The sequence below is a fragment of the Paenibacillus sp. sptzw28 genome, from assembly GCF_019550795.1.
Classification (GTDB): Bacteria; Bacillota; Bacilli; order Paenibacillales; family Paenibacillaceae; genus Paenibacillus_Z.
The window spans coordinates 2470425-2491664 of record NZ_CP080545.1; the positions used below are offsets into that span (position 1 = coordinate 2470425).

Below are 21240 nucleotides of genomic sequence, written 5' to 3' on the forward strand. Positions count from 1 at the left end.
CGGCTCGCCGGGATTGACGTAAACAAATGATAACGTGTATGATAGAAAATATAGGGTTATACTTTAAAGTAACGACATTGAAGGGGAAGAGTGGCATCAATGCCTTCAGAGAGCGGAACCGCTGCGCTGAGAGGTTCTGCAGGATCTTTGCTGCAACTTGTCGCCCCGGAGTCGCTTGAATGAAACGAACGGATTCGTTAGTTCCAGCCGGCCGCAGCCGTTATCTGCTCGAGGTGTCGTTTTTAACGTGTCCATTCCGTTAAGCGAAACAAAGGTGGTACCGCGGAAGCAAAACCTTTCGTCCTTTGCAATAAGGGGCGGAAGGTTTATTTTATTTTTCTGCAGATGTATATGGACACCAAAAACATCCGGATGAGCGTTTAAGCGGCGCCGATACCGGTTTGCAAAATTATTGGAGGTAGGAAATCATGTCTGATAAACAAATGACGACCGAGATGCCGACGACTTACGACCCGAAGGCGTCGGAGGCCAAGTGGTACGAGTATTGGATGAAAGGAAATTATTTTGAAGCCGGCAAACGCCCTTCCGCTTCCCCTTATACGATCGTAATCCCGCCGCCAAATGTGACAGGGATGCTTCATATCGGGCATGCGCTGGATTTCACGCTGCAGGATATTATGATCCGTACCAAGAGGATGCAGGGATTTGACGCGCTCTGGCTGCCCGGAAGCGACCATGCAGGTATCGCCACCCAGACGAAAGTCGAACAGAAGCTCAGAGAAGACGGACTTTCCCGCTACGATCTTGGGCGAGAGAAGTTTCTGGGGAAAGTTTGGGAATGGAAAGAGCATTATGGAGGAACAATCCGCGAGCAGTGGGCGAAAATGGGTTTCTCGCTTGACTTCTCACGCGAACGGTTCACGCTTGATGAAGGACTCTCCCGCGCAGTTCGTGAAGTTTTCGTCCGTCTGTATGAGAAGGATCTTATTTACCGGGGCAAAAAAATTATAAACTGGGATCCGGCGGCGCGTACGGCGCTTTCGGACATCGAGGTTGAATATAAGGAAGTTAACGGCCATCTCTACCATCTGCAATATCCGCTGAAAGAAGGCGGCGGTTACTTGACCGTAGCGACCACCCGGCCGGAAACCATGCTAGGCGATACCGCCGTTGCCGTCCATCCCGAGGATGAGAGATATAAGCATCTGATCGGGCAAATGCTCGTGCTTCCCATTCTTGGCAGGGAAATCCCGGTCATCGCAGATGACTATGTCGAGAAGGATTTCGGATCCGGAGCCGTTAAAATTACGCCGGCGCACGACCCGAATGATTTTGAGGTCGGACAGCGCCACAATCTTCCGCAAATCGTCGTGATGGACGAGAGCGGCGTCATGAACGACGAAGCGGGTCCATACAATGGGCTTGACCGGGCAGAATGCCGTAAACGAATCGTTGCGGATCTCCAGGCTGCAGGCGTTTGCGTTAAAATCGAAGACCATATACACCAGGTCGGCCACAGCGAACGGAGCGGTGCGGTTGTCGAGCCCTATTTGTCGACACAGTGGTTTGTATCGATGAAGCCGCTTGCCAAAACGGCTATCGACGCGCAGAAATCAGGCAGTGGCGTTAACTTCGTGCCGGACCGGTTCGAGAAAATATATCTAAACTGGATCGAAAATGTTCGCGATTGGTGCATCTCCCGTCAGCTTTGGTGGGGACATCGCATTCCGGCATGGTACTGCAACGATTGCGGAGCGATGCATGTGGCGCGGGAAGATGTTGCGGCTTGCGATAAATGCGGCGGCTCATCACTGCGGCAGGACGAAGATGTACTTGACACATGGTTCAGCTCGGCGTTATGGCCTTTCTCGACACTGGGCTGGCCGGAGCAAACCGAAGATCTGAAACGGTATTATCCGACCGATTTGCTTGTAACCGGCTATGATATCATCTACTTCTGGGTCGCCCGGATGATATTCACCGCTTTGGAATTTACCGGAGAAATTCCGTTTAAGGACGTCCTTATGCACGGCCTTGTCCGCGACGAGCATGGACGCAAGATGTCCAAGTCGCTTGGCAACGGCGTCGATCCGCTGGAAGTGATTGATAAATATGGCGCAGATGCAATGCGCTTCATGATCTCGACGAGCAGTACGCCAGGCCAGGATTTGCGCTTTCGGTGGGAGAAGGTCGAGCAGGCGCGCAACTTTGCGAACAAGATATGGAACGCGTCGCGGTTTGCGTTGATGAACCTCGAAGGCGTCACCGCCGCCGATATAGACATCAGGGGGAAATTGGGTACTGCCGACCGCTGGATTCTGCACCGTCTTAATGATACATCCCGCGACATTTCTCGTCTGATTGATGGCTACGAGTTCGGGGAAACCGGACGGCTGCTATACAATTTTATCTGGGACGATCTGTGCGATTGGTATATCGAGTTTGCCAAGCTGAATTTGTATGGCGGCGATGCGCAAGCGAAAAGGGCTACGCAGTCTGTTCTCGCTTATGTGCTTGACCGGACGCAGCGGCTGATTCATCCGTTCATGCCGTTCATCAGCGAAGAAATCTGGCAGCACCTGCCTCACGAAGGCGACACGATTACGCTCGCTGCATGGCCTGAGTACGATAAAGGGCTGGAAGCGCCGGATGCAGTTCGCGAGATGGAGCTGCTTATGGAAATCATTCGTTCGGTCCGTAATATTCGCGCTGAAGTAAATGTTCCGATGAGCAAGAAAGTCGAGCTGCTGATCAAGCCTTCCGGCGAAGCGGAAGCCGCGATACTCGGCCGAAACGAAGAGTTCGTCAGCCGATTCTGCGGCACGTCCAGTCTCGCAATCGATCTGAAGGCAGCTGCACCGGACAAAGCCATGACCGCTGTTGTAACGGGGGCGGAGCTGTACTTGCCGCTTGCCGGCCTAATTGATATCGAGCAGGAAATAACGCGGCTGGAGAAGGAAATTCAGCATTTGACCGGTGAAGTGCAGCGCGTGGAGAAGAAGTTGGGTAACGAGGGCTTCGTTTCCAAAGCGCCTGCGAAGGTCATAGAAGAAGAGCGGGCCAAAATGGCCGATTACGCGGATAAACGCGATAAAGTGAAGGCAAGACTTGCTGACCTGCGCGGCTAACGTTCAGCTTGCGGCAAGAAGGTTAATAGGAAGAAGGACGGAATCATGACAGAACAGCTTCAAAAGACCGGCAATGGCCGGCTTGCGACATATGAGGAAGCCAGAGAGTGGATTGAGGGGCTTGTCCCATTCGGCATCCGGCCCGGAATGGAAAGAATCAACCGGCTGATGTCCGCCTTTAATCATCCGGAGCGGCGGCTGAAGTTTATTCACGTTGCCGGTACGAACGGGAAGGGCTCCGTCTGCGCCTATCTGACCAGCGTACTGCTGCGATGCGGCTATGACGTAGGAACGTATACTTCTCCGTACATCACAAAATTTACGAACCGGTTCCGATATAACGGATCGGATATCCCGGAGGAAACGCTGCTTCAGCTTTCAAATGAGCTCAAGCCTCATGTAGAAGCGATTGCGGCGACAGAGCTTGGATCGCCATCCATGTTCGAGGTATCGACGGCGCTGGCGATTTTGTATTATGCAACAGTCTCTTATCCGGATTTCGTCGTCTGGGAGACCGGTCTCGGCGGCCGCCTTGATGTCACGAATATCGTGACGCCGATCGTATCGGTCATTACCAACGTCGGCCATGATCATATGGATATCCTTGGCGATACAATCGCGGATGTGACGCGCGAGAAGGCCGGCATTATCAAGCCCGGCGTTCCCGTCATCAGCGCAGTAAGCCAGTCGGAAGCAATTGATATCATCGCTTCGACTGCGAAATCAAGAAACAGCTCGCTTTATCTTCTTGGCGATAAATTCAGCGAAACGGCGATTGAAGTACGGGAGAATGAGCAGACATTCCGTTTCAACGGGTTGTTTCGACCCATTGAACCGCTTACCATTACGCTGAATGGCGCGCATCAGCGGACCAACGCCGCGGTTGCCGTTATGACACTGGAGATTATGCGGCAGTATTACGCGCTGATCATGGAAGATGACGATTTACGCGAAGGCTTGCGCGATGCCGCATGGCCCGGACGCTTGGAAATGGTTACGCAGTCGCCGCGTGTCCTGGTGGATGGCGCGCACAATCCGGAAGGTGCGGAGACGTTGGCAGCGGCTTTGCGGGATACGTACCGGTATGAACGGCTTCACTTGATGATAGGGATGCTGTCGAACAAGAATCATCCTGATACTTTACGGCATATACTACCTCTAGTGGATACGCTCGTGGTAACCGAGCCGGATTTTCGCAAGGCGATGTCTGCAGGAGTGCTGGCGGAAATCGTTCAAGGCATGCGGGAGCAGCTCGGCCGTCACTTTGAGCTCATCGTTGAACCGAATTGGAAGCAGGCGCTTGAAAGGCTGCAGACATTGACCGGAGAAGCCGATTTGGCGGTCGTGACCGGGACGCTCTATCTGATTGCCGACGTCCGCTCTCAGTTGCTATACAATAAGGAATCCGAAAAAGGTTGGTGAACCGTCTTTGAATACGGCAGAACACGTTCATTTCATCGGTATCGGCGGTTACGGTATGAGCGCGATAGCCCGGGTCATGCTGGAAATGGGTTATAAGGTGACCGGCTCCGACGTTGCAGGACAGGAACTTACAGAGAAGCTCGCAGCGAAAGGAGCCCGGATCTATATCGGTCACGAGCCCGACCATGTAAGGGGTGCAGACCTCGTCGTCTACTCGACGGCATTGTCCCGGGACAATGTGGAGCGGAAAGCGGCGGAGGATTTAAACATACCGATTCTGCACCGTGCGCAAATGCTTGCGAAACTGATGAATAACGGAAAAGGCGTGGCGGTTGCAGGCGCACACGGCAAAACGACGACTTCTTCCATGATTGCGCTCGTCATGGAAACATGCGAGCTTGACCCAACCTATATTATCGGCGGTGAAATCGTAAACGTCGGCACGAACGCGAAAGCGGGAAAAGGTGAGTATGTGGTGGCGGAAGCCGATGAAAGCGACGGCTCCTTCCTGCAATACCATCCGACAATCGCCATCGTAACGAACATCGAGCCGGATCATCTCGAAAACTATGACGGCGACTTCACCAAACTAAAAGCGGCATATGTTCAATTCCTGAATCAAGTGAAGCGGGAAGGTAAGGCGATTGTTTGCACCGATGACGAAAATATTCGTGAGATGCAGCCGCAGTTGGAAGCCGGGCCGCTCGGAAATTCCGGAGTGATAACGTATGCGATTGAACGGGAAGCCGTTTATATGGCAAAGAACATTGTACTCGGCGATCGCAAAGTTTCATTTGACATGACCCGTCACGGGAAGACGCTAGGGACTATAGAGCTTTCCGTTCCCGGCCTGCACAATGTTTACAATGCTATGGCTACCGTCATAACCTGTTTGGAAGCGGGAGTGCCTTTCGCAGCAATCGCAAAGGCGATTGTGGATTTCCGCGGTGCCAAACGCCGTTTCCAGGTGCTCGGCGAAATCAACGACATACTCGTAATTGACGATTACGCTCATCATCCTACCGAAATCCAGGCGACAATCAGCGCTGCGAAATCGACTGGTAAGCGCATTATTGCTGTCTTTCAGCCGCAGCGATACACAAGAACATTCTTTCTGCTCGAGCAGTTCAGCAGGGCTTTCACGGAAGCGGATGAGGTGATCATCACCGACATTTTCTCCCCGGCCGGCGAGCAGCAAATTGAAGGCGTTCATTCAAAGAAGCTTGTTGAGCTCATCGTGAAAAACAGCAATGCCAACACGCGCTACATTCCAACGAAGGAAGAAGTGCTGGCGGAGCTGTCTAAAAGTGTAGTTCCCGGCGATCTCGTCATTACAATGGGTGCGGGAGACATTTGGAAAGCAGCGGACGGTCTTGCCAGAATGCTTCGCGAATAACGCTTCCAAGGGCCTCGGCCCTCTGGACACCTGGATATTCAATATCCGGGTGTTTTTTTTGGATCCCCCCTAAATCCCCCGGAGGGGGACCCCAAGGGCCTCCGGCCCTCTGGACACCCGGAAAGGTATAACGTTTGTGCTCCAGAGACGGTTGCAAGACCCATGCCAGCGAGTTTCCGATTGTCCCTTTGGGACAAACTTCACTTTACGTGCTACAGAGAGAATTCGCGAAGCCGGAATTTCGAATGTAGAACACCCGGCTCTGTGAGCCTTCCTAAATCTCTGAGAGGGCCAGCGAGGCCGACTCTCGAAGAGGTATAATGTTTGTGTTCCGGGCACGGTTGCAATACCATGCCAACAACTCCCCGGTTGTCCCTATGGGAGAAACTTCACTTTACGTTCTACAGAGAGATTCGCGAAGCCGGAATCTCAATTGTAGAACACCCGGCGGAGTGAGAATCTTACCAATACAGTTTGTGTAATCAGTCTCTGTGGCGCCAACGTTAGTATGGGACGAAGTCCACCAGGCCGCACGTGAGCGCATCATTAGAGCGTGTCCCGTCAGGGACGAAAGCGGGGTTACGCAGACAGCTGCATAATCCCGCTTCTCTCTAACTCCGACGTTATACCATTCCGGGTGTCCAGAGGGCCGGGGCCCTTGGGGTCCCTCCTCGGGAGGGATTTAGGGAGGGAATATTCCTCTTAATCTCTTCATACACTCTATTAGAGAATGTGGACAAGGAGAGTGTGATATGAACTCGAAAGCGCGTATAACGTTTCGTTTCGATAAAGAGAATGGCGCACGTGTTGAGCGAAAACCGGAAGAGAAGGAGCGTCCTATCAAATCGAATGTCGTACCGTTTTTCCAAGAGGAGCTGAAATTTTCCTCGGATGCCGGTACGTGGAACAGCCCGTTCCAGGACGATTCCTCCGCGCTGGAGCAGCTCATTCGGGAAACTGACAATAGACCGAGTGCTCCGTTACCGCCACATACCTCCCGGACTGCTTCCGAGGAACGAATTCACCGGGCTCAAGCGGCGCCGAAGCTTACGACGAAGCTTACGACGAAGCAGCAGTCAGCCCAATATGAGACCTCCTTGAATCCGCCGCAGCATTATCATTATGAATGGGTGGATCATGTGCCGCTTGGCGATGAATTAGCCGGAAATTCAGCGGCTCGGGAGCCGGAGGCTTATCCGGTGATTGAGCTGGACGAGTTCGACAACCGGGACAAAGGCAAGCTTCATTCGGGGGCAGTGTCGCCTTTCAAAACCGCGAAAACCTATGGTCCGTCACGCGGTCCTTCCTGGTATAAAGTATTTGCATCGGTAACAGGGGCGATCGTGACCGGCGCGTTGTTCGGCTATTTCGTCCTGGCACTGTTTACGGGAGAGCCTGCGGATGAAAGTGGCGATTTGCCGGCTGTTGGCAGCCCCGTATCGAATACGGCGGCTATCGCCAACACCGGGCAGCAGACAGCAGGCGGAAAGGCGGATAATAATATTCAATCCGGCACTAATCCCGTTTCAACGTCTGCTATTAAAGTCGATGTCCCGGAAACCTCTTATTATATGCTTCAATTCGGTGTTTTCAGCAATAAAGAAGGTTCCGATGCCGCAGTGGCCGAACTGAAAGGCAAGGGTTTGGCCGCCGCAGCATTATCCACTCCGGAAGGCTACCGAGTCTATGTCGGTATGGCTGCCGATCGGGATAATGCGTTTGCTTTGAGTCAAACGCTTGCCGGTATGGATGTTTATATCAAGCAGGTCGAAGTTCCCTCGCTTTCGGCGATTCCATTTAAGGGAGACGCTGCCGTTGTGGAATCATTTTTCAAACAAACCGATCAGCTCTTACGATTAATGAATGGCATGACGATCGGCAAGCTCGGCCAAACGGCTGTTAAAGTCGATGGCAGCTGGAGCGAGCTTCATCAGCAGTGGACCAAATCGGCTTCCATTATGGAGAGCGGTATAGTCGGCAAGGAAGAAAAAGCGGCTCTGCTTAGTCTTGTACAGCAGGTGAATACCGCAGCGGTAGCGGCTCAGGAATATGCCAAGAATCAGTCGGAAGCGCATTTATGGACCATACAGACCGCTTTAATGAAGGCCGTATTCGCCGAGCAGGAATGGTTTGTGTCTATGGGTGGATTGTAAACCGTTCTTCTGGAGCGTATAATAAATTGAACGTGTCATAAAATGGCGAGGGACGTTGGAAGATGAAGAAAAATATATGGATATTGCTTCTATTTATCGTAATCGGTTTACTTGCCGGCGCACTCGTTTCGCGTTGGCTCGCTCCCGTCCCGGGACTTTCGTTTTTAACGAAATCGACACAGATCGTCTGGTCGCCCTCTGCTGATCTGCTTGTGTTCAGTTACAATATTACGATTCATCTCAATTTAAGCTTGCTTGGCATTCTCGGAGTCATTATTGCGATTTGGCTTTACCGCAAAATGTAAACAACCTTATCCCCGGAAATGCTGATCCGGATTGCCGGGCAGGAACCCTTCCGAAGAAAACTTTAGGAGCTACATACAATGGAATTGCCCTTGTCACCAAACTCGTTGAAGGTTCGCCAGCTTGTTCTGGCTTCATCCTCGCCGCGCCGGCGGGAACTGGTCTCTTCTCTCGACCTTTCCCTGCCGGTTCTCATTTTGTCCACGGATACGGATGAACGAACTCCGCCGGAATGGGCCCCATCTCATATCGTCGAACAGCTGGCGCTGCGTAAGGCGCACGCTGCCATTTCGATGCTTGAAGGGGAACTAGCATCCCATTCAGTGATTATTGGGGCCGATACGATCGTCGTTGTCGATGGAGAGGTTTTGGGCAAACCGAAGGATGAGGCCGATGCGGCGGACATGCTCTTGAAAATTCAAGGCCGTCAGCATCAGGTTTACTCAGGGGTTGCTTGTATTAGGACGCAAGACGGTCTGGAGCAGGTCGCTCACCGAATGACTCTTGTCTCTATGAAGCCGCTTGAGTTGGACCGCATCAAGCGTTATGTCGCTACGGGCGAGCCTATGGATAAGGCTGGCAGCTATGCGATCCAAGGGCTTGGGGCGACGCTTGTGAACGGCATCGACGGCTGTTATTTCAATGTTGTCGGCCTGCCGCTCTCGCTTCTTTCGGATATGCTTTCTACGTTTGGAATAGATGTATTTTGAGATGCAGCATATAACTTCTCAGAAAGCAGGAATGAAATGGAAGCGCAGAATTACGTGCTCAAGGATATTCCAAGCGAAGACCGGCCGCGGGAGCGCTTGATGGCAGTTGGGGCCGAGGCGTTAAGCCACGCGGAGCTGCTCGCGATATTGCTCAGAACGGGAACAAAGCGCGAATCCGCGGTTCTGCTCGCGTCCCGTGTCCTCAAGGAATGCGGCAGTCTGCGCGGCATTGTCGATTTAAGCATTGAAGAGCTGACATCCATTCGCGGTATCGGTCCGGCGAAAGCTGTGCAGCTTCGCGCCGGTATCGAGCTTGGACGCCGCCTTGCTAGAAGCCAGCAGGGAGAGACGCTCACGATACGCAAGCCGTCCGATGCGGCAAATTTCATGATGGAGGAGCTTCGTTATTTGAAGAAGGAGCACTTCGTCTGTTTGTTTCTGAACACGAAGAATCATGTCATTCACAAGGAGACGTTGTCTGTAGGGACGTTGAACGCTTCGCTGGTTCACCCGCGCGAGGTGTTTCGGGCGGCGATCAAGTGCAGCAGCGCCTCGATCATATGCTTACATAACCATCCGAGCGGAGATCCTACACCATCCCCTGAGGATGTGACTCTGACCCGACGATTGCTGGAAGCCGGCGAGCTGGTCGGTATTGATGTGCTTGACCATTTGGTAATTGGTGACAATCGCTTTATCAGTTTGAAGGAGCAAGGTTACATGTAATATAATATGAGAGATTGCCTTAAAAGAGAAAGGAAGATTAAACATGTTTGGTGGCTCCAAAGATCTCGGTATCGACCTCGGTACTGCAAACACGCTCGTATATGTAAGAGGCAAAGGCATTGTCGTTAGAGAACCGTCTGTGGTTGCTCTTCGTACTGATACAAAAACGATTGAGGCTGTCGGAGAAGCGGCGAAGAAAATGATCGGCCGTACTCCGGGCAACATTCGCGCTATCCGACCGATGAAGGACGGCGTTATCGCCGATTTTGAAACGACGGCTACGATGATCAAATATTTCATTCGGCAGGCGCAGAAGCAGCGTTCCCTATTCCCCCGTCACCCAAATGTCATGGTGTGTGTGCCATCCGGCATAACGGCCGTCGAGCAGAGAGCGGTTAAAGAGGCAACGGAGCAGGCAGGCGCCAGAGAAGCGTTTACGATTGAAGAACCGTTCGCAGCGGCAATCGGCGCCGATCTTCCGGTTTGGGAGCCTACGGGAAGCATGGTCGTCGATATCGGCGGAGGCACGACTGAAGTGGCCGTTATATCGCTGGGCGGTATTGTAACAAGCCGTTCTATCCGGATTGCCGGAGATGAAATGGATGAAGCGATCATCCAGTATATCAAACGGATGTATAATTTGATGATCGGCGAGCGGACATCGGAGCAGCTGAAGATGGAAATCGGCTCGGCACTGTCCATGGAGCAGCCGGAAACGATTGAAATCCGCGGCCGCGATCTCGTATCCGGCTTGCCGAAGACGCTTCCGATCTCGTCGGAAGAAATAACCGAAGCGCTCACCGATACGGTGAATGCAATCGTCGACGCGGTGAAGGTTACACTTGAGAAATGCCCGCCGGAGCTCTCCTCGGACATTATGGACCGCGGTATCGTGCTGACCGGGGGAGGCGCTTTGCTGCGCAATCTTGACAAGCTGCTTGCCCGAGAAACGGGGATGCCTGTCATTGTGGCAGACAATCCGCTTGATTGTGTTGCGATCGGAACAGGACGCGCTCTGGATAACATCGATTTATTCAAAACTCGGGGCGGCCCGGTTTCTCGTTCCAAACGATAATATCCGTATGGGGAACGCGTATGAGCGGAATGGACGGGTGATTCATGTTTAATTGGATGCGAAATAAAAGAATGTTCGTGCTTATGCTCGTGTTTATTGTTTTCGTGGCCGTAATGGGCTTCTCCATCAGAGAGCGGAAAAATCTTTCGTGGCCCGAAAATTTTATCCTTGACTCGTCCGCTTTCGTGCAGCAATGGATATACAGGCCCGCTGGTTATGTAGCGGGCTTGTTTAAAGATTTGTCCAATTTGCGGAATGTTTACGAAGAGAACGAGATCCTTCGCAAGACGGCCGCGGAATATGCGCGGGCAAGTATTACGTATAACCGCATAGAAGAAGATAACGCACGTCTGAAAGAGGAATTAAAATTTACGCAACGGCAAAAAGAACTTGATAATTATCAATATATAATCGCTCAGGTTGTTGCGGCCAGCAATGACCCTTATAACACGACGATCCGTATCAACCTTGGTTCCAAGGACGGAATAAAACCGAATATGGCGGTTGTCACGGATAAAGGCTTAGTCGGACTGACCAGCCGCGTGGATCCGTTCTTTTCGTCCGTGATGCCGATTACCGATTTGGATGTCAATGCTCCCGACACGAAGGCTATTGCTGCAACAGTGCTCGGCAAGGAGAACAATTCGTTCGGCATGATCGAGAGCTATGATAAAGACACCGGCAAATTGACGATGAGCAAAATTGCGGAGAATGATCCGTTAGCCAAAGGCGATACCGTCATTACTTCGGGCCTTGGAAATGTGTTTCCGAAAGGGATTGTAATAGGCACTGTAGATTCAAGGCAGGTAGGCGATTTTGGTTTGACCAATACGGCGACGATAACACCGGCCGCCGATTTTGACCATTTGACTGATGTGTTTGTCGTAAAAGTGCCGGAATCCGGGGCAGACGGGCAATGAGCATCCAAAGGATTATTGGTGTGATGCTGCTGTTCTTCCTGTCGGAGGGAACTCTCTTCTATTGGCTGCTCCCGGATAGTCTGGTCGGGCGAGTTGTACCTCATTTTACGCTGGCGTTCGTCCTTTTCGCCTCACTTTACCGCGGCCGCCATACTGCACTTGTACTTGGACTTGCGTTCGGGCTGCTCCAGGATGTTGTATTTTACGGAAGAATAATCGGGGTGCACTCGTTTGCAATGGGACTTGTCGGATATTTGACCGGCCTTTTGATGGAGCGCAAGAGAAGCACGTTGTTTATGGCTTTAACGATGATCGGCATATCGACCCTTGTATACGATACCGTTGTTCATTACATATACAGGGTTTTCCGTCTGACCGATCTTTCCTACAGGTGGGCTCTTCTCCATCACATATTGCCGAGCTTGTTCCTCCAGGTTTTATTCGCGCTGGTTCTTTATGTTCCGGCAAGACGATGGTTTGCGGGAAGTATAAAAAAGAAGAGCGAAGATCAGGAAGAGTAGGCTCTTTATGCAGGAATAGGCACGCGTCGAACAGAATCGTATATAAGAGAGGGAGGGACGAGCGTGACCGACAAGCAGCATATTACAATAAAAGGCGTCAAAGAAGGACTCGTATTTCTTCTCGACGACCAATGCGAATTTTCCACACTTCTCGATGAACTGCAATATAAACTGGAAAAGTCGCACCAACAGCTGCTGACCGGTCCGATCGTTCATGTTCATGTTAAGCTTGGAGGACGGCAGGTGGGCGAAGACGAGAAGGATCTCATCAAGTCCGCTATTCGCCAACAGGGAAACCTCATTATACAATCCATTGAAAGCGATATACCTGAAGAGCCCAAAGACGATGACGGACAGAATTTGAAAGTACTCACAGGTATAATCCGGTCGGGGCAAACCATCGAGCACGATGGCAATCTATTGTTAATGGGCGATCTGAACCCTGGAGGGTCCCTGCTTTGCACAGGAGACATTTATGTTCTTGGCGCGCTTCGGGGACTTGCACATGCGGGAGTAAAGGGACGGGAGGATGCGGTTATTGCGGCCTCCCTTTTGCGGCCTACGCAGCTGCGAATAGCCGAGGTGATAAGCCGTCCCCCTGATGAATGGATGACGGGAGACGCTGCGATGGAATTTGCTTATCTGATCGAGAGCGTAATGAAAATCGATAAAATCACCCAATTGCATCGTCTTCGTAAACTGCCGATCGTGTTCAAAGCTTAGTTGTTGCGTTACAGGCTATTATGACTGCCGATTGGGGCTGTAGGAAAAAGAACCAATGGTTGCAGCGGGGAGTGTTAAGTCATGGGAGAAGCGATAGTAGTAACATCGGGTAAAGGCGGAGTGGGGAAAACGACGACTTCAGCTAATTTGGGAACCGCGCTCGCACTGCTCGGAAAAAAGGTGTGTATGGTCGATACGGATATTGGCTTACGCAATTTGGACGTGGTCATGGGGCTGGAAAACCGGATTATTTATGACTTGGTCGATGTTGCCGAAGGGCGCTGCCGGCTTAATCAAGCGCTTGTGAAGGACAAACGGTTCGAAGAGCTTTACATGCTCCCCGCCGCCCAGACCAAAGACAAGCATGATGTAACTCCCGAGCAGGTCCGCGATATGGTGCTTGAGCTAAAGCGCGATTTCGATTATGTCGTCATCGATTGTCCTGCCGGTATCGAGCAGGGCTTCCGCAATGCGGTTGCCGGAGCTGACAGGGCGATCGTCGTTACTACACCGGAGAATGCCGCAGTCCGCGATGCCGATCGTGTTATCGGGCTGCTGGAGCAGACACATGTGCCTTCACGGCTCATTATCAACCGGATTCGCGCGAACATGGTACGCTCCGGCGAGATGCTGGATATCGATGAAATATGCCAGGTGCTTGCCATCGATTTGCTTGGTATCGTACCGGACGACGAGAAGGTTATCAAAGCGGCGAATGCCGGTGAACCAACCGTCATGGATCCATCCTCCCGGGCTGCCATCGCCTACCGCAATATCGCCCGCAGGATGCTGGGAGATATGGTTCCGCTTATGCCGCTTGAGGAGAAAACAGGCGTTCTCAAACGGTTCCGCAAGTTTCTTGGAATAGGATGATTTCATCGTGGTAGGTAAACTGAAAAAAATGGACTTGGGCATGCTGCTCATTCTGGTCGTTTTTATGGTTATAAGCACTCTGCTTGTGCACAGCGCAACGAGCGGCAATAGTGAGTATGCCAATTACGATGTGAAGACCGTCATTTTCTATATAATCGGCTTCATAGTAGCAATGGTAGCCACAATGATTGATTATAGAATCTTGCTTAAAGGTTGGATCTATTTATATGGCATAGGCATAGTGCTGCTGGTTGTGGTCTATCTTACGGCACCCGAAATTAACGGCGCCAAGAGCTGGTTCGTGCTTCCGGGAGGACTGCAGTTCCAGCCCGCCGAGATGGTGAAGATCATCCTGATTATCACGATTGCTTTTCTAATGGGCAGACGCCAAGGGGATCCGCTGCTTATTCGCAAGGATTTGCTTGTTATTGCGGTATTTTCATTCGTGCCTTTCATGCTGGTGATGATTCAGCCGGACCTTGGCAATGCCATTATTTATTTGGTTATTGTACTTGGCATGCTCTGGATCGGGAACGTTAAATACACGCATGTTCTCATTGGACTGGCGATTATCATTGCGGGACTTGTGTTGTTCGTTTTCCTCTTCAACACCTATAACAAACAGATCTACACTTATCTGCATGATCATAATAAAACGCATTGGTTCGAAAGAATCAACGGGTTTATCGATCCCAAGAACGCATCAGAGAAAGAAGTGTACCAAGCGGAGAAAGCGAAAATTGCGATCGGCTCCGGCGGTCTGACGGGCGATGGCTATATGAAGGGCGATTCCAAAAACCGCAGATTTATTCCTTATCCATATTCGGATTCCATCTTTGTGGTCATCGGGGAAGAGTTCGGGTTTCAAGGCGCCGCCGTAGTCCTGATGCTGTATTTCCTGCTTGTCTACAGGATGATTATCATCGCATTCCAATGCTATGACACGCGCGGCTCGTTTATTATAATCGGAATCGTAACCATGTACGTGTTTCAGGTGTTTCAGAATATCGGGATGATGATCGGACTCATGCCGATTACCGGCATTACGCTCCCGTTCGTCAGTTACGGGGGTACTTCGCTGCTTCTGAACATGCTATGTATCGGTCTCGTATTCAGCGTCAAGGCGCATCAGGAAAAATATGAACTGGATAATTGAGATTGCCGCTTCAGCGCATCATCCGCTGAAGCGGTTTTTTAAGTGTGATCTAAGAAATCAAGTATTTCACTATAGCTTACATTGAAGTTGAGCCATACGATCATAAGCCATACCCGGTTTACAACATAAACAAGCCCTCTCCCACATATACATAGAGCGAACAAGCTGTATGAATGGAGGGTATGCCATGGATACGAAGAGCGGTAACCGACAACGCCGTCAAGAACGGATTCGCCGGATCATGGAACAAAATCAAGCAACGATCATGCCTGTACCACGGAAAGGCCATAGTGTTAATCATCTGCAACCACCGCCTTCGCTGCACGCGCCTTCGTCCGTTCCTGCCGGCGGAGAGGCTTACAGAGCTGACACGGATTTTGCTGCAAGCCCCCTCGAAAGGGATCCCGAGCGTTTGTGGAAATCCCAGACCAATCCGTGGGATAATTCCGGATGGCGGATCGCTAATAATTTAAACAGCAAGAAAATGAACCCACAGCGCGGACAGGATGGCAGCGGGGGACGCAATACGAGCTATATCGTCCGAGGGCTGTTTATACAAACCGCGATAGCTGCCGCGCTGTTTGCGATTATATTCGCCATGTTTAAGGTCAATACGCCTATAGCGAAAAAAGGCCAGCAGATTGTAACAGCCGCGCTGACTGAAAAAATGGATTTTGACCGGGCAGCGTCGTGGTATAATCGGATGTTCGCCGGGGCGCCTTCGTTCATTCCTTTGTTTGGCGGCGGCGATGACGAGCAGGCTAAGCTGGCCGGAGGGAGCGTGGATCTGCCTGTTATGTCGCCGATCGATAAAGGGTCGGTCGTACGGTCATTTGCCGAAACCTTAAGCGGGGTTGAAATAGCCGGAGAATCCGGAGAGTCGGTGCTTGCGGCGGAGACGGGCCGCGTTCAGCTTGTGACGGACGATAAGAACACAGGGAAAACTGTCGTCGTACAGCATGCCAACGAAAGGGTTACAGTGTACGGTAATCTTGGAGAAGCTCAGGTCTCCGCGAACGACTGGGTTGAAGCCGGACAATTGCTTGGCAAGCTGCAAACGGCCAAAGAAGGCGAACAAAGCTTGTTATTTTTTGCGGTGAAGGAGAAAGGCCGGTACGTCGATCCCGCCGACGTTATTCCGTTTGATTAAGCTTGGCGGCATTACGTGGTCGGTTCATCCGTTGTTTGTGCTGGTGATGCTCGCTTCAGTCGCAACAGGCTATTTCACGGAACTGCTCACTCTATTTGCGATCGTATTGGTGCATGAGCTCGGGCATGTTGTCGTTGCTTCAGGCTACGGTTGGACAGTGCGCGAGGTGAAACTGCTGCCTTTCGGAGGAGTGGCTGAGGTCGAGCAGGCGGGAAGTCTTCCGGCGAAGGAGGAAGCCATTGTCGCCATTGCAGGTCCGCTGCAAAATGTTTGGATGGGGGCGCTCGCTTGGTCACTCGGGCAGTTGGGGTGGTGGAACGGCGATTGGTCGGATTATGTGTGGCGCGCCAATCTGATGATTGGTCTGTTCAATCTGCTCCCGATATTGCCGCTTGACGGAGGGAAGCTGATGCAGGCCGCTTTAAGCCGGATATTGACGTTTCACCAAACGCTCATCTGGGGTACAAGAATAAGTCTGGCATTAAGCGCCTCAATGATCGGATATGCGGCGGTTCCGGCATTTCACGCGGGGAGCGGCGGGATTCAGGCCAATCTGCTCGCGGTTGGTTTTTTTTTATTGCTCACCAATTGGACGGCGCACCGGCATATACCCTTCTTGTTTTTACGCTTTCTGACGAATCGCGGCACAGCCTCATCTCGTGCGGTGACCCAAGGCGCATGGGCTCTGCCCATCGTTGTTTCCAAACGCCACACCGTGTCTGCCGCGCTGCGCCTATTCAAAAGGGACAGCTATCATTTAATCGTCGTTATGGAAGAGGGAGGACGGATAATGGCCGTACTTCCCGAGCAGCGGCTGGTCAACGGGTTTTTGGCTGATGGGAAGCCAGACCGTGCAGTATTGGAGCTTTTCATGTAAAATAAGACCCAGAATGACCTACTGGGCAGGTGGTCGGTAAAGATGAAGCAAATGCTTGTGCAAGGACAAGGGAATATGCTGCAAACGGCGATCCTCGAAGATGGCCGTCTAGTCGAATTTTTTATGGAGAAATCCGAAGAAGGCGCGGGACAGCTTGTCGGAAGTATCTATAAAGGCCGTGTCGTGAATGTGCTTCCCGGGATGCAGGCCGCATTCGTCGATATCGGACTTGCCAAGAACGCTTTTCTTTATATAGATGACGTTCTGCATCCGCATTTGGAGCGGCAGCCGAAGGAGAAACCGGCGATCGCGCAGCTTCTCAAAGCAGGACAAGAAGTTGTTGTTCAAGTGATGAAAGAACCGTTCGGAAGCAAAGGCGCCCGTGTGACGACTCACGTCTCGCTGCCAGGCCGCTTTCTGGTCTATATGCCGGTCGCGGATTATGTCGGCGTCTCGAAGAAAGTGACAAGCGAGCATGAACGCTCCAAGCTTCGTTCGATCGGCGAATCGATCCGCGATCCAGGTGAGGGTGTCATTATGCGCACAGCGGCTGAGGGCGAGAGTTTCGACGCCCTGCAGTCCGATGTCTGCTTTCTCCGCGAGCTGTGGCAGGGTATAAATGATCGTGCGAAGCATGAGCCTGCGCCCGCACTGCTTCACCGGGAGGCTGGCTTGGTCCGGCGGCTCGTAAGGGATCTGCTTTCCTCCGAGATGGACGAGGTATGGATTGATCACCCTGAGAGCTATGAGGAGACGGAAGCTTTAATGAAGCAAATGGCGCCGACATTCCTCTCTCGTCTGCGGCTTTATGCGGATCCGGCTTCCGATTCAGGCAAACTGTTAAGCCGTTATCGTGTCAGCGATCAGTTGAAGCAAGCGTTTGAGCGGCGAATCCTTCTGGACTGCGGCGGCGATTTGGTGTGGGATCAGACGGAGGCGCTGACGGTTATAGACGTTAATACCGGTAAATTTGTCGGTACCAGCGATTTGGAGGATACGGTATTCCGGACGAATATGGAAGCGGCGGATCAAATTGCAAGGCTGCTTCGACTTCGGGATGTCGGCGGCATTATTATCGTTGACTTTATCGACATGGAACAGGAAGAACACCGCGAACAAATTATGCATCGCCTGGAAACGCTGGTGCGGCGGGATCGGACCAAGTGCCAGGTTGTTGGCTGGACAAGGCTTGGATTGCTTGAACTGACACGCAAGAAAGTACGCGAGCATGCCATGCATCAATTGCTTCAAACGTGCAGTGTGTGCAAAGGCAGGGGTAAAGTCTAGGTTGATAGTGCTAAATCATCGTCGCTGGCAGTCATGGGAAATGAATGGATTTGATGTGTGTGATATTCCAGCACCTGGATATGTTATCCGGTGTAACAATTTCTACCATATTGTTCTCTATCGTTTTAAGGCAGCCGGATTGATTCTGGCGGAGTCCCAAATCGATGACGACAATGTGGCCCAAGCAAGTTTCGAGTTGTTCCCGCCAAGTTGCTTTAAACGGAGCGGAAGCTTCCGGAGCAGGTTTTTTGTCCGGCATAAACCCACTGTCGAAAGCAGGAGAAACCCATTTGATATGGAAAATGGGAATATACGAGATGCCGTGCCGCACAGCGTTAAAAACGATGTAATCGTCCATAACGTCTACAATTTGTCCGTATAACGGCAGATGACCGGTAACATACAGCTCGATTAAGCCGTTTTTCGCAAGCTGCAGCAAGGTTTTGAAAGGTTTCCCGTCGGCCTTCCAGTCAGGTGACACGGATACGGAATATTGCGGTTCCCGAGTAGATTCAATTAACACAACATGATTTACTGGCAAATAGTAATATTTATTTTCTTTATTCATAACTATATAATCCGGTCCGCTATCGATTAGCAAACCGGATATTTTTTTATCGGAAATGACTTCTATTTCTACGAAATTACCGAAATAAGGTTTGATTAATTTCATTATGTTCTCTCCTTCCGGCATCAATAGATCCAGCTTACCCAGTAGTATAAAACGATAAGGGTAAATAACACGGTTGGTGGAATTACAATTATCGTAACCTTGGTGTAATCTTTCCAATGAATCTTTACTTTGTTTTTTCTTAAAATGTGCATCCAGATTAAGGATGCCAATGTGCCGATGGGCAGCAGCAGCGAGCCGATATCACTTCCGATAACGTTGGCTAAATAAGCGATTTTCAGAGACAGCGGATCAAGGTTCATTTCCGTTAAGGTAAGTGTACCGATCATTAAGGCAGGATGGTTATTAAACAACGTGGACATGATGCTTTGGATGGCTCCCATTATCAAACTTGCATTCAGCAGACTCCCGCTGACAATGGGATTGAAGTAGGAAACCAGCAGCTGAGTAAGACCGATATTATGCAGACCGTAAATAATAACGTACATGCCAAATGCGAATACAAGAATATGCCATGGCGTCTTCTTTAACATATCTACAGGTGTCATTTTTAAGTAATACCATCTCCATCCAAGCAGCAGAGATGAGCCAATGACGGAAACAAGTTCAATCGATAAGGCAAAATACGAGGCGACAAACAAACTGATGCGAACGCAAAACACAAACAGCAATATTTTTTGCATGAACCTCGTTAACTGCTCTGGGTTCAAGTTACCGAGCCGAGAAATTGGCCGCTCCTTTAACGGATGATGCAGCGCGCCGGGGCCGATGATCCAGTGGTTACCGCTTAAGGTCGGGATCTTCTTTGGGATCACCCGATAGCTGCATAAAAAAAGGAGCAACACCAGAAATAACAGACCAAGGGTGGCAGGAACGAACATCATGATCGTATGCATGTACAAGCTCATATGAACGATTTTAAGAGCTATTAAATTTACGATGTTACTTACCCCGATCGGGGCACTGGACGCCGTTGCAACAAGCGCTCCGGAAAGTAAATAAGGTATTTTTTGATGATTTTTAAGTCCCAGATTGTTCAATAGGATGAGCAATATCGGCGTTGTGATGAGAATGCTGCCGTCGTTATTGAAAAACAGGGTCATCAGAAAACAAATCAGGTTAACATACCAAAACAATCGTATACCCGATCCCTTTGCTCTGGCAGCCAGACCTTGTGCAGCCCAATTAAAGAAACCGAAGCTTTCCAAAACAACTGCCATGACGATTGTTGCCATAATCGTAATGGCGGCACCGCTCACTTTAGAGCTGATCTCTCCAAAATCAGATAAAGAAACAGTTCCGCTTAACAAAACAAGTACTGCGCCGATGGTGGAAGGTATTGCCTCATTTAGTTCCCTTGGCCTCCATAAGATGAGGACAACGGTCATTATAAATGAGAAAATCGTTATGGTTATTGCGGCAGACCCATACATGAATAATAATCACTCCCGGGCTGAGCTTGGTGATATTTACAATTGAATATGCGAGTATGTTGGCAGTTCCTTCTGTACAAGCTGCTTTTGATCATGCTCTCGGGTCCAGGAAACTTCGGGAACCGGCGGTCGAAGCAAATAGTACAGAACTGCCCCGGCGACAGCGATAATAAACAACACAACCATTGGGTAATCACCTCCCGGCAAATATATAAAACTACCAGATGTCTCTGATGGATATTCATAGCATATTGTTGAATGATAGATATTGACACGGCGATAGACATGGAGGGCGATTGAGAACAATAATCGAGTATTGCTATTTAGATATCACTCGTGTTAATATATTATGGTGCCTGTAAAAGCGGGCTTTTCCCGCGCATGCATATACCGCACAGAACAGGTTAACAAGTACGGCGCAAGATCTTAAGTCCGGCACCTGAATCAGGCGAGTCTTCGAGAATAAGGAGGTGCACTACATGTTCGCAATTATTGAAACGGGCGGCAAACAGTACAAAGTTCAAGAGGGCGATGTTCTTTACATCGAGAAATTGGACGCTGGAGACGGTGAGAACGTAACGTTCGACCGCGTATTGGCTGTTTCCAATGGCGACGGTTTCGTTACGGGTACTCCGGTTGTTGCCGGCGCAACAGTAACGGCTACAGTCGAAAAACACGGCAAAGGTCAAAAAATTATCGTTTACAAATACAAGGCGAAGAAAAACTACCGCCGTAAGCAAGGTCATCGTCAGCCGTACACGAAAGTTACGATTGGCAAAATCCAAGCTTAAGAGG

General features: G+C 50.7%; 20 protein-coding genes and 1 other annotated feature. Of the genes, 17 read left to right on the top strand and 3 right to left on the bottom strand.

The annotated features are described in order from the left end of the window. The first annotated feature begins 68 nt into the window (after positions 1-68). Positions 69-309, top strand: a binding site (T-box leader). Between the two features lie 119 nt (positions 310-428). The 16 genes from KZ483_RS10900 to KZ483_RS10975 all read left to right on the top strand — a co-directional run bounded on the left by KZ483_RS10900 (position 429) and on the right by KZ483_RS10975 (position 18381). Next, positions 429-3089, top strand: a complete 2661-nt coding sequence (locus KZ483_RS10900) for a valine--tRNA ligase (RefSeq protein ID WP_220352667.1) — start codon at positions 429-431, stop codon at positions 3087-3089. A gap of 45 nt (positions 3090-3134) precedes the next feature. Beyond that, on the top strand, positions 3135-4511 hold the full coding sequence (locus KZ483_RS10905) for a bifunctional folylpolyglutamate synthase/dihydrofolate synthase (RefSeq protein ID WP_220352668.1): 1377 nt from the start codon (positions 3135-3137) through the stop codon (positions 4509-4511). Positions 4512-4518: 7 nt separating this feature from the next. Continuing rightward, on the top strand, positions 4519-5907 hold the full coding sequence (gene murC, locus KZ483_RS10910; RefSeq protein ID WP_220352669.1) for a UDP-N-acetylmuramate--L-alanine ligase: 1389 nt from the start codon (positions 4519-4521) through the stop codon (positions 5905-5907). Between the two features lie 752 nt (positions 5908-6659). After that, a complete protein-coding gene (locus KZ483_RS10915; RefSeq protein WP_220352670.1) occupies positions 6660-8060 on the top strand; it encodes an SPOR domain-containing protein in 1401 nt (466 codons plus the stop codon). Positions 8061-8122: 62 nt separating this feature from the next. Further along, positions 8123-8365 (top strand): DUF4321 domain-containing protein, encoded by a 243-nt coding sequence (locus KZ483_RS10920; RefSeq protein WP_220352671.1) that lies wholly within the window; start codon positions 8123-8125, stop codon positions 8363-8365. A 78-nt stretch (positions 8366-8443) separates the two neighbouring features. Further along, positions 8444-9073, top strand: coding sequence for a Maf family protein (locus KZ483_RS10925; RefSeq protein ID WP_220352672.1), 630 nt, complete (start codon positions 8444-8446; stop codon positions 9071-9073). Between the two features lie 36 nt (positions 9074-9109). Then, positions 9110-9799 carry a RadC family protein gene (gene radC / locus KZ483_RS10930; RefSeq protein ID WP_220352673.1) on the top strand — a complete coding sequence of 230 codons (690 nt, stop codon included), beginning with the start codon at positions 9110-9112 and terminating at the stop codon, positions 9797-9799. Positions 9800-9842: 43 nt separating this feature from the next. Continuing rightward, a complete protein-coding gene (locus KZ483_RS10935; RefSeq protein ID WP_220352674.1) occupies positions 9843-10874 on the top strand; it encodes a rod shape-determining protein in 1032 nt (343 codons plus the stop codon). A 56-nt stretch (positions 10875-10930) separates the two neighbouring features. Further along, on the top strand, positions 10931-11794 hold the full coding sequence (gene mreC / locus KZ483_RS10940) for a rod shape-determining protein MreC (RefSeq protein WP_258881645.1): 864 nt from the start codon (positions 10931-10933) through the stop codon (positions 11792-11794). After that, positions 11791-12315 (top strand): rod shape-determining protein MreD, encoded by a 525-nt coding sequence (gene mreD / locus KZ483_RS10945; protein WP_220352676.1) that lies wholly within the window; start codon positions 11791-11793, stop codon positions 12313-12315. Before mreC ends, mreD begins: the two co-directional genes overlap by 4 nt. Positions 12316-12378: 63 nt before the next feature. Further along, on the top strand, positions 12379-13038 hold the full coding sequence (locus KZ483_RS10950; RefSeq protein ID WP_220352677.1) for a septum site-determining protein MinC: 660 nt from the start codon (positions 12379-12381) through the stop codon (positions 13036-13038). Between the two features lie 81 nt (positions 13039-13119). After that, positions 13120-13911 (top strand): septum site-determining protein MinD, encoded by a 792-nt coding sequence (minD, locus tag KZ483_RS10955; RefSeq protein WP_220352678.1) that lies wholly within the window; start codon positions 13120-13122, stop codon positions 13909-13911. Positions 13912-13918: 7 nt separating this feature from the next. Further along, a complete protein-coding gene (locus tag KZ483_RS10960) occupies positions 13919-15067 on the top strand; it encodes an FtsW/RodA/SpoVE family cell cycle protein (RefSeq protein WP_220352679.1) in 1149 nt (382 codons plus the stop codon). A gap of 187 nt (positions 15068-15254) precedes the next feature. Continuing rightward, positions 15255-16217 (top strand): M23 family metallopeptidase, encoded by a 963-nt coding sequence (locus KZ483_RS10965; RefSeq protein ID WP_220352680.1) that lies wholly within the window; start codon positions 15255-15257, stop codon positions 16215-16217. Then, positions 16210-17094 carry a site-2 protease family protein gene (locus KZ483_RS10970; RefSeq protein ID WP_220352681.1) on the top strand — a complete coding sequence of 295 codons (885 nt, stop codon included), beginning with the start codon at positions 16210-16212 and terminating at the stop codon, positions 17092-17094. The genes KZ483_RS10965 and KZ483_RS10970 overlap by 8 nt, the downstream gene beginning before the upstream one ends. A gap of 42 nt (positions 17095-17136) precedes the next feature. Further along, a complete protein-coding gene (locus KZ483_RS10975; protein WP_220352682.1) occupies positions 17137-18381 on the top strand; it encodes an Rne/Rng family ribonuclease in 1245 nt (414 codons plus the stop codon). 31 nt (positions 18382-18412) lie between these two features. Here the strand turns inward: KZ483_RS10975 and KZ483_RS10980 are convergent, their stop codons facing one another. From KZ483_RS10980 to KZ483_RS10990, 3 genes are read right to left on the bottom strand one after another with little or no spacing between them, the layout of a single operon-like run. Continuing rightward, positions 18413-19054: a DUF2642 domain-containing protein gene (locus tag KZ483_RS10980; protein WP_220352683.1), complete on the bottom strand. Its 642-nt coding sequence runs from the start codon at positions 19052-19054 to the stop codon at positions 18413-18415. 20 nt (positions 19055-19074) lie between these two features. Beyond that, positions 19075-20445, bottom strand: coding sequence for an arsenic transporter (locus KZ483_RS10985; RefSeq protein ID WP_220352684.1), 1371 nt, complete (start codon positions 20443-20445; stop codon positions 19075-19077). A gap of 36 nt (positions 20446-20481) precedes the next feature. After that, positions 20482-20631, bottom strand: coding sequence for a hypothetical protein (locus tag KZ483_RS10990; RefSeq protein WP_220352685.1), 150 nt, complete (start codon positions 20629-20631; stop codon positions 20482-20484). A 293-nt stretch (positions 20632-20924) separates the two neighbouring features. On the opposite strand from KZ483_RS10990, the gene rplU reads away from it, so the two are divergent. Further along, entirely contained in the window at positions 20925-21236 is a 312-nt protein-coding gene (rplU, locus tag KZ483_RS10995; RefSeq protein WP_220352686.1) for a 50S ribosomal protein L21, read from the top strand. Positions 21237-21240: the final 4 nt, after the last annotated feature.